This is a genomic window from Fluviicola sp. (genome assembly GCF_039596355.1).
Classification (GTDB): Bacteria; Bacteroidota; Bacteroidia; order Flavobacteriales_D; family Crocinitomicaceae; genus Fluviicola.
In genome coordinates, this window is the sequence record NZ_JBCNJW010000001.1 from 668,311 (window position 1) to 677,836 (window position 9,526).

At 43.4% G+C, this 9,526-nt stretch carries 6 protein-coding genes; 1 reads left to right on the top strand and 5 read right to left on the bottom strand.

Features of this window, described 5'->3' with window-relative positions; genetic code table 11:
* Positions 1 to 119: 119 nt before the first annotated feature.
* Positions 120 to 2,330 carry a hypothetical protein gene (locus tag ABDV94_RS02710; protein ID WP_343604551.1) on the bottom strand — a complete coding sequence of 737 codons (2,211 nt, stop codon included), beginning with the start codon at positions 2,328 to 2,330 and terminating at the stop codon, positions 120 to 122.
* A gap of 415 nt (positions 2,331 to 2,745) precedes the next feature.
* Here ABDV94_RS02710 and ABDV94_RS02715 point away from each other — a divergent pair, with 415 nt between their 5' ends.
* Positions 2,746 to 2,952: a hypothetical protein gene (locus ABDV94_RS02715; RefSeq protein ID WP_343604552.1), complete on the top strand. Its 207-nt coding sequence runs from the start codon at positions 2,746 to 2,748 to the stop codon at positions 2,950 to 2,952.
* 258 nt (positions 2,953 to 3,210) lie between these two features.
* Here the strand turns inward: ABDV94_RS02715 and ABDV94_RS02720 are convergent, their stop codons facing one another.
* The 4 genes from ABDV94_RS02720 to rpsA form a co-directional block, all read right to left on the bottom strand.
* The gene (locus ABDV94_RS02720) at positions 3,211 to 4,710 is read right to left on the bottom strand and encodes a PspC domain-containing protein (protein ID WP_343604553.1); all 1,500 of its coding nucleotides are present in this window, start codon (positions 4,708 to 4,710) and stop codon (positions 3,211 to 3,213) included.
* Positions 4,707 to 5,045 (bottom strand): PadR family transcriptional regulator, encoded by a 339-nt coding sequence (locus ABDV94_RS02725; RefSeq protein ID WP_343604554.1) that lies wholly within the window; start codon positions 5,043 to 5,045, stop codon positions 4,707 to 4,709. The genes ABDV94_RS02720 and ABDV94_RS02725 overlap by 4 nt, the downstream gene beginning before the upstream one ends.
* A gap of 367 nt (positions 5,046 to 5,412) precedes the next feature.
* Entirely contained in the window at positions 5,413 to 7,356 is a 1,944-nt protein-coding gene (locus ABDV94_RS02730) for a patatin-like phospholipase family protein (RefSeq protein ID WP_343604555.1), read from the bottom strand.
* A gap of 160 nt (positions 7,357 to 7,516) precedes the next feature.
* Positions 7,517 to 9,313, bottom strand: a complete 1,797-nt coding sequence (rpsA, locus tag ABDV94_RS02735) for a 30S ribosomal protein S1 (RefSeq protein ID WP_343604556.1) — start codon at positions 9,311 to 9,313, stop codon at positions 7,517 to 7,519.
* Positions 9,314 to 9,526: the final 213 nt, after the last annotated feature.

Sequence of the window (9,526 nt, forward strand, 5' to 3'; positions counted from 1 at the left end):
AAATGTTCAAATGTTCAAATGTTCAAATGTTCAAATGTTCAAATGTTCAAATGTTCAAATGTTCAAATTGAACGTTTAAACTCTTTGAACTCCTGATTCTACTCATAGATCGCTTGTTGTTAAATGCCCAACCAGTTTTTAATGTGCTTTTTAGCTGTTTTGTCCAAATCCACTGTCAGGATATCGACTTTCTCCCAAACGAGCTTCTGAAGTCCGTGTTCTGCCGCCAGCCGGTCTATTTCAGAACGCATGTGGAACGGATCAAACTGGAGCTTTTCGGTAGCTTGCCTGTAATTATAACTGTTTGTTGAATGATTTTTCCCGATTTCAACTTTCAGGTATTCAGACCAGACGGAGCGGATTTCAACCAGGATAAAGTCTTCACAAAACCGCGCGTAGTTGTGTTCGCCGCTTCCAACGGTAATGTAAAAACACCAGGAATCTCCGGGTTGCACGTGCAGCCCGATGTGTTGTGCAACCTGATACGGAATGCGCTGTTCTTCTGTTTTTGAAAGGGCGGTATGTACTTCGTTGTATGCTTTTTGATTGTGTTCGAGGTCTTTATTCGGTTTCAGTGCAGACACTACACTGTACAATTCCCGCGATTTCGGATTGGATTTCAATTGCGTTGCCACCGCTTCATCAACGATCGGGAGGTTCATTTTTCCCAGGGCGTAGAAAAGCAGGTTGAAAGCAATGATGTCTCCGCCGCTGAAAATGGTGTCTTTGTTTTCAATGTAATCGGTGTCTTCGTAGGCATATTTCACCAATGTTTTTCCAGCGTATTCAGCGGTTACTTTTGTGATGTGTTTGTCTGCTCTTGCGAGGTCGGTAGCGCTATAGGCCGTCATGGAAAGGGAATTCACATAATTCAGAAAGGAGGCAACTTCCACGAATTCCGGGTAAGTGGATTTTCCTTCTATACAGTCGGCAACAACCGTTTGCAGGCAGTCTGTCATGAGTAAACTGTATGCATAATCCTCCTTGAAATGATCCAACGCCTTTTTCAGCACCGGGAGGTATGCTTCGCGGATGTTTTTGGCATACCGGAAAGCAGAATAGCTGTGTAACTTGATGAAGGCATCGAATAGTTTTTGAGCATCAACACCGGAAGGCAGCTTTTTCAAGGCTTTCAGCAAGTCGCTTTCCTGGATGGAACCGATGGCGTTTTGCTCCGGGTCAAGGAATTTGTCGAGAATTTCTTCTGTTTGGACAACCGCGTTTTGTTTGGGTTTTCCGGGAACTTTTGCCGTTTTCCCCGCAATGAAGTTTTGAACTTTCTGTTTGTCTTTCTTATTTACATTGGCAGAGAGGGTGGACCAGTCGAGTGGGAAGCCGATCTGTGCCGCAATCGAATCCAAGTAAGGTTTAATGTTTTCCGGTTTGGGTTCCCAGTCAGGAGCTTCTACTGCCAAATCTTCCTGGTTGATCCGTGCGGTAATTTCGAAACGATTGTCTTTGTAGACGGAGAAAATAAGTGCTGTGGGAGCCCAGGATCTCGGATCATAAGGCTGATCGTTAACTTCCAGTGAAAGATACCCCGGAGTATCCAGCCAGTTGGGTTCAATACCTGATTTTTCCAGGACTTCCAGAGCAAATGCCCCCTGGTTAAGTTGCTTCAATTGTTTGATGATCCGGTGTCGCAAGAGAGTGTAGCCGTTATCGCCATAATCCAATATTTCATACAAACGGATCAGGTCTTCTTCGTCTTCTAAGCGGTCGACGTAGTTTTCCAGGAACAGGAGTCTTTCCGCATGAAATTCATCCGTCAGGAGAATGATGATTGACATTTTGGCTGGTCTGTCCCGGTCGGAGATGCGCTGCGGATCAATGTCGTGAAACTGGTTCGCCTGGTAGTTTTGAAGTACTTGCAACCAGGGATTTACGGCTATTCCCCGGGCGAGTTCTTTTAATTGAGCTACCTTTTTCTTATCCGGAACATACTCGTAACTGGATATTTTTCTCAAGACAGTATTGGTCTGCAGCCAGTGTTCCTTCCAGGATTCATTTCCGTCAAACAATTGTAGAAATTCGGTTGCAATACCTGTGTCGAAATAATTGTATTCTGCTTTGGGAGGATTGACTTCTTTTAGCAGAAACAGTACTTCCGTGTTTATTTTATCGGCTTTCTTCAGGATTTTCTCCAGGCTCAATTGATTCAGGACTTTCAGTAACGATGCTTTGTCTGCATCACCGGGGAATTTCGGTATTTTTTGAATCAGGTTTTTGTTTAGCTCATCGTATTTATCCCAATGTGCGTGGTTGAATCCTTCTTCGGCGTTCATTACTTCCAGGTGTTCCAGGAATTCATTGATCAGTTGCTGTATCATAAAGTGGTGTTTACCGGGTTTTATCGTTGTAGTTTGCTTCGTGTTTCGGGAGTTGGAAGTTAGGGATTTTTTGTGATTTTTGTTCCCGCAGATTTTGCTGATCAACTTGTTTTTATTTGGCTCCCGCAGAGGATCGCAAATGAATAATCGACTTCATGCCCTTACGTCTTTTGGGTTCGTTTCACATACGATGTGTTCTATGTTTCTACGTGGTTTTGTTGCACGCAGATACCGCAGGTAGGTGATAAACTTTGCGTCTTTGCATCTGTTTCTATGTGGTTTTTGTTGCAGAGATTCGCAGAGAGCGCTAGTTACAAAAAGACTTTGCGTCTTTGCAGGCCTTTTTTCCTACAAATCTAATTGCTGATTGAACGAATTGATTCCAGGTTTGTAGTAAACCCTAAAATTGATTCCTATGAAAACGGTTATCCTCTTCTTTGCGATGCTGGGATTCGGATTGTCCTCACAGGCGGCTACACTTTTCGAACAGTTGTGTGCATTTAACCCGAACTGGAAAAAGTATCAGAACCAGGTTCCGGAAGAAGGGCACAGGTCTTTTTATCCGACCGCAATACATTCAGGCACATGTGGGATTGGTACTCCGGGTATTACATTCGGCTGATTTGAGCGGTTTGACAAACGAACAGCACGTCATGAGAAAACACCTCACTGAAGTACTTCCGGATTAACGCATGCAGGGAGTTTTTCCGCAGAATGTTTGTAAAGAAGAACGGATTCCGGTGTTTATCGATGAAATGATATAAACCACCACCTAAGGAACTTCATGTTCGCACGTTGATCCGTTAAAAGCAAAAGCGGTATTCAGTTTTACCTGAGTACCGCTTACTTTGCTGTACTTATGTTGGGTTGGGTATTGATTTTAATCTTCGTAGGCTTCAAAAGGCTCGTCAGCGTACATTACTCCGACGTAATCTTTTTCATCGGCCTTTACTTCCAGGTTATTAATGAAGAATTTTTTGCCTTTCGGAACCTCGATAACCACTTCGATTTCCTGGTTTCTCAAACCGTCTGAAACTGGGAAGGAATAGTATGGATCGACCAGTAATTTGTTTCCCTCCAGGCGCAGATCGTGTTTGATGCGCATGCTTCGTTTCTGTGCGGTGGTACGGTCAATTCCGTGAGCGCTGAATACTTGCATTACGTGGAAAGAGCTGTCTGCCGATTCGCGGTATTTGATGTGAACTCCGTGTTCCATGATCTTTCCGTTGTGAACCGAAATAAAATCGATTCCGCCGTTGCTCACGATTCTGCGGTTGTTGACGATCATCGGAAGTTCCTCCAGTTGCAGTTCGTCGGCCTGGATAGTCAGGTGCTGGTTTTCCACTTCGGAGTAAACTTCGTAATCTCTTGCTGAATTGATACTTCCCATGATTCCAAGGATGATTCCCAGGAACATGAAAGAAGGAAGAATGATGAAATTCAGTTTGAAGTATTTGTTGACTTTCCCGAGAAGTAATCTCACTCCAACTGCGATCGAAAGGAGCGGACTGGCAAAACCAACCAGCAAAATTCCGATCCAGATCAATGAAAACGATTTGTTTACAGGAGAAACCAGTTTGAGGAACTCGTACAGGGAAGCGTATTCCTGGTCTCCGGTCATTGGAACAATGTCAATGATTCCGCTCACGACCAATGTGAATACGATCAGCCAGATCAACGAACCTCCGATAAGGAAGATTCCGGTCACTTTCCCGATGAAACGCAGGAATTGAGAAGCCTGTTTGGTTAAATGCTCGTTGTTTGACTTGAATTTGTGTGCCGCCTGGATGGTTTCGTCTTTCAAGCGTCCGGCTGTTTTCTCAAATTCTTCCTTTAAGGTGTCGATATTGACCGGCTTTCCGCGCATCTGCAAACGTTCGGAAGGTGTTTTTGCACTTGGAACGATAATCCAGAGGATAATATAGAGCGGGAAACCAAAGCCCATCATTCCGAAAATCACAAAGATGATTCGTACAAATACCGGGTCGATGTTCAGGTAAGCTGCGAGACCTGCTGCCAAACCACCAAGAATTCCGTTGTCGATGTCACGGTACATTCTTTTCTGACCATTGCTGTTGTCGCTGCTGGTATATGTTTGTTGTTTGGGTTGTTCCGGCTCTTCGGTAATTTCTTCGGGTTCTCCCAAAGAAGCAACTGCTTGTTCTACGTCGCTGATCGTTACTACCTGGCGTGTATCTCCGAGGTATTGGCGCAGTAGTTCAGCAAAACGCATTTCGATGTCTTCTACGATTTCAGCGCTTCCGGATTCATTGGCGAGTGAAGCTTCCAGTTTTTTCAGGTAAGCTTGTAAGCGGTCGTAGGCATCTTCTTCGATGACAAACAATTGACGACCTAAATGTATTGAAAGTGTTTTTTTCATGATTCCTTCTTTTTAGTAGTTAATGTTTCTACAGCATGCTGAAGCTCGTTCCAGGTGATTTGTAAAGCTTCGAGTGTGCCTTTCCCGGTTTCCGTTATCGAATAATATTTTCTCGGCGGACCGGATGTGGATTCTTCCCAGCGGTAGGTGAGGAGTTCGATATTCTTCAGGCGCGTCAAGAGCGGGTAAAGGGTTCCTTCAACCACAATCAGTTTCGCCTCTTTCAGCTGATCCAAAATTTCAGAAGGATATGCTTCCCCATTATTGAGAATACTGAGAATACAGAATTCCAGGATTCCTTTCCGCATTTGGGCCTGAGTATTTTCTACATTCATAACAAGTACTATTTATGACACAAATATATGTATAAATTGGTACTATGCAATACAAAGTACTATAAAAAGATGAAAATAACTTTTGTGTTTGGTGTTAATTGTTTGATTATGAGTTGTTTATTTCTGACTGTGAGATTGATATTTTTTTTGTGATGGATTTTAAGGGAGATATACTTACCGTTTCATTCAGATTAGACAGATTCATGCGGATGGGAATTAGCTGCTAAGGAGCAAAAACTCCGGACTATGTTTTCTATGTGAACTATGTGGTTGTATTAATTTTATAAGACAAAAAAATCTCCCGGATCTCCGGGAGATTTCAGATTGTAAGTTGCTGACGATACGAACTGTTGAAATGACGCTTCGTTTATCGCAAGCCTTTGAATTCTTTCGGTTCGGGAACGTCTTTAACGAATGCTTGTTTGAATTTGTTGATCTGGTATTTGTCACCCAATTCGTTGTACATCCAGAACGGATCGTCGTAGAATTGTTTGAAATCTGCCTCCAGGTGTTCCTGAAGCCGGTTTACGAGCTGCTTGTTTTCTTCGGAAAAGTTGTCAAATACCGGCGGACGGCCATCAAACGATTTTTTGAGTTTCCAGATGTAATCCAGCAGGTTGAAGCAGGTATTGAACTGTCCGCAGGCAACAATGGATGCTTTGCGCAGTTCTTTGTCGTTTTCTTCGCTGAACCAAAGGGTTGTGCTCATTCCGAAGGCGTTTTCGGCTACTTTCTGCATGGAATAGGAGGGGATGTAGTCCACGCAGTAACTTTTCTTGCGCTGCAGGTCGTTGGAAAAACTCAGATCGTAGATATGGTTTGCTTTGGCTCTTCCGGTAGATTTCAGGTTTTTAATCTGGAAAAACTGGTTGTAGAGCAGGTAGCGGATGCGTTTCAGGAACACATCGTTGCTGAGCGTGATGAGCGTCGTGATACGTGTCAGAACCATGTTTTTGAGCAGGTTCATCCGCAGGTTTCCAAAGTGTCGGAAGATCATTTCCAGGATTTTGGTCGGGAAAGTTTTTCGCAGATCGAAGCCTGATTTTCCGTGAACCTGTCCGGTGATGGTCTTTTTAACTTTTTGAGAAACCAGGAATAAAACCGCTGTTACGGCTGAAAACACAGCAATGGCGCATTGTCCGATGTACCATCCGATGCTGTGCGGCATGTATTTCCAGGTGAGAACCAGCGCTGCGATTCCCAAAATGGAACCGATGAGCGAAAAAATACGGATGCGGTTGATTGACCAGAAACTGGTTCTATCTTCTTTTGGAAGTTGGTATGCTTCCATGTAGTGGCTGGCAACGTCGCAAACCATCATCAGGTCGAATGATTTTCCACCATCTTCCATTCTGCGGGTGTTTGCCTGAATCATACTTTCAACGCCCTGGTTATCGGTGATTCCTCCGTCCATGAGTGAAATCTGTACGCTTTCCTTTTTCTTCAATTGCTGCAGCCTGTATTTCAGTTCGATCAGATCAATCGGTTTCGGAAGCGAATCGACTACGTCTTCGATGTTCTTTTTGGTGTACAAGAGTAATAATTCATCCCAATCCAATTCCTGCAGGTTGATATCAAGGCCCTTTAACAGTTCGGTTGCATTGATGGATGGGTTTTCGAAATCCTGGGGGAAAACAATCGGTTCAAAACCAACCGGAAAACAGGATGAAGCGGCAAGCAGGTCGGATAAACGCAGGTATTGAGCTGTTTCGTGTTGCAGGGAAAGATTGAAGTTCCCGTACAGTACATCCGATTTCCAGTGGTCTTTTTTCATTTGCACGGTTTGGCGGAATAAGAGACCATTGTATAATTCGGTTGCGTTGAAACAGACTTCCTCCAGGTTTGAGTTCCCGGTTTCCTGGTTTTGATTCAGGGTTTCTACCGAAGCTCCCTGGAATAGAATTTTATCGTATGCCAGAGCGAAGGAGTTGATCAGGTTCCGGCGTTTATTCGGACGTTTTTTCCATTCGCTGCTATCATTGAGAATCCGCAGTGCTTCTGAAACGAGTTCGGTTCCGTCGGTTTGTTCGAAAAGCGTTTTGTAGAATGCCTCGAATGATTTTCCCTGAGACGAATAAAGTGAATACATCGCTGTGGTAATGGTTCCCCCGGATGCGGAAGAGAGGTAAGTCACATGACTCAGCAGGGTTTCGGAGCCGTCTTCTTTCAATGGGGTGTGATCCAGGTAGGAGAGTACTCCGAGTGCAAATGTTCCGGCCCGGAATCCTCCGCCCGAAAAAGCAAGTGCAATACGTTGAAAAGGTGTTTCCAGCAGTCCGGGCTCGGTGATAGCATTGTTTTTGTCGTACATAGTGAATTTATGGTTTAAGTGGTTTAAAAATAAGGAAAAGGATGAAATAAACAAACACCCTGAAGACTGAGCGGAGTCGAAGTCAAAGGGTGTTCAAAACAAAACAGGGTTACCCGCCGAAGCGAATAACCCTGTTGATCAGATTATGTGATGGTGAAGATTACTCTCCTCCTTCCATTTTTTCTTTCAATGCAGCCAAAGCATCCAAATCACCTAAAGTTGATTTCTCATTACTTTGGTTGATTGCTTTAACAGCCTGAGATGTAGAAGATCCTGCTCCTGCAGCACCTTTTTTACCAGCTGCTGATTTAGTAGTCTTCTCATCTGTTCCTTCTTCGAAAGTACGTGTGTGAGAAACAACGATTTTCTTAGCTTCTTTGTTGAACTCGATTACTTTGAAATCCAATGTCTCATCCACTTTCGCGTTGCTTCCGTCTTCTTTACGCAAGTGCTTGGAAGGACAAATTCCTTCTACACCGTAAGGAAGAGCTACGATACCAGCTTTATCTTTTGTTTCGATAATAGTACCCTGGTGAACAGATCCTTCTCCGAAGATAGTTTCAAACACATCCCATGGATTTTCTTCCAATTGTTTGTGTCCTAAAGAAATACGACGGTTTTCACGATCGATTTCCAATACAACTACTTCCATCTCGTCACCTACCTTACAGAATTCAGATGGGTGCTTGATTTTCTTCTGCCAGGAAAGGTCAGAAATGTGGATCAATCCGTCAACACCTTCTTCCAATTCTACGAATACTCCGAAGTTAGTGAAGTTACGAACTTTAGCCTGGTGCTTCGTTCCAACTGCGTATTTCGCTTCGATAGCAGACCATGGATCTGGCATCAGTTGCTTAATACCCAAAGACATTTTACGCTCTTCACGATCCAAAGTCAGGATCACAGCTTCTACTGTATCACCAACCTGCATGAAGTCCTGAGCAGAACGCAAATGCTGAGACCAGCTCATTTCAGAAACGTGGATCAAACCTTCAACTCCAGGAGCGATTTCAACAAATGCACCGTAGTCAGCCAATACAACAACTTTCCCTGCAACTTTGTCACCAACAGCTAAGTTAGCATCCAAAGCATCCCATGGGTGTGGTTGCAATTGTTTCAGACCTAAAGCGATACGTTTTTTGTCATCATCGAAGTCAAGGATAACTACGTTCAATTTCTGATCCAATTCAACGATTTCTTCCGGGTGGTTAACACGTCCCCAAGACAAATCTGTGATGTGGATCAAACCATCTACACCACCCAAGTCGATGAACACACCGTAAGAAGTAATGTTTTTCACAGTTCCTTCCAATACTTGTCCTTTCTCCAGGCCGCTGATGATTTGTTTCTTTTGTTCTTCCAATTCTGCTTCGATCAACGCTTTGTGAGAAACAACTACGTTTCTGAACTCCTGGTTAATCTTAACAACTTTGAATTCCATGTTTTTACCAACGTATACATCGTAGTCACGGATTGGCTTCACATCGATCTGAGAACCTGGCAAGAATGCTTCGATTCCGAATACATCAACGATCAAACCACCTTTTGTACGACATTTTACGTATCCGGTGATTACTTCACCTGAACGCAATACTTCGTTTACGCGGATCCACGCTTTGTGCATACGAGCTGTACGGTGAGAAATCACCAATTGACCGCTTTTGTCTTCCTGGCATTCTACGAATACATCTACTACATCACCAGCTTTTAAATCCGGGTTGTAACGAAATTCTGAAGCAGGAACAACCCCTTCAGATTTGTAACCAACATTGATGATTACTTCTTTTTTGGAAACTGCAATAACAGTACCTTCAATCACTTCTTTCTCGTTAATTGAAGTCAGGGTTTTTTCGTAAACATCAGAAAGTTCTGAACGTTTTGCTAATGTGTACCCGTCCAACGCTAATGCGTCCCAATCAAAATCCGCAGATCCCTGCGCGCTAATTTGTTTTGCCATCTGGCTTTTTTCTACTTGTATTTCAGGCTGTTTCGCTAAACCTGAAAGTAATGAATAATAAACTGTCTGAACGAAACGACAGGGTTCTCACGACGAAAACGGGTGCAAAGATACGACTATTACTTTTATTTACAAACAGTTGGAGGCGTTATTTCTGTTCTACGGGTTAAAAAAAATCAAATGTATGCATGTCGGTGATTTTCATGATTTTAA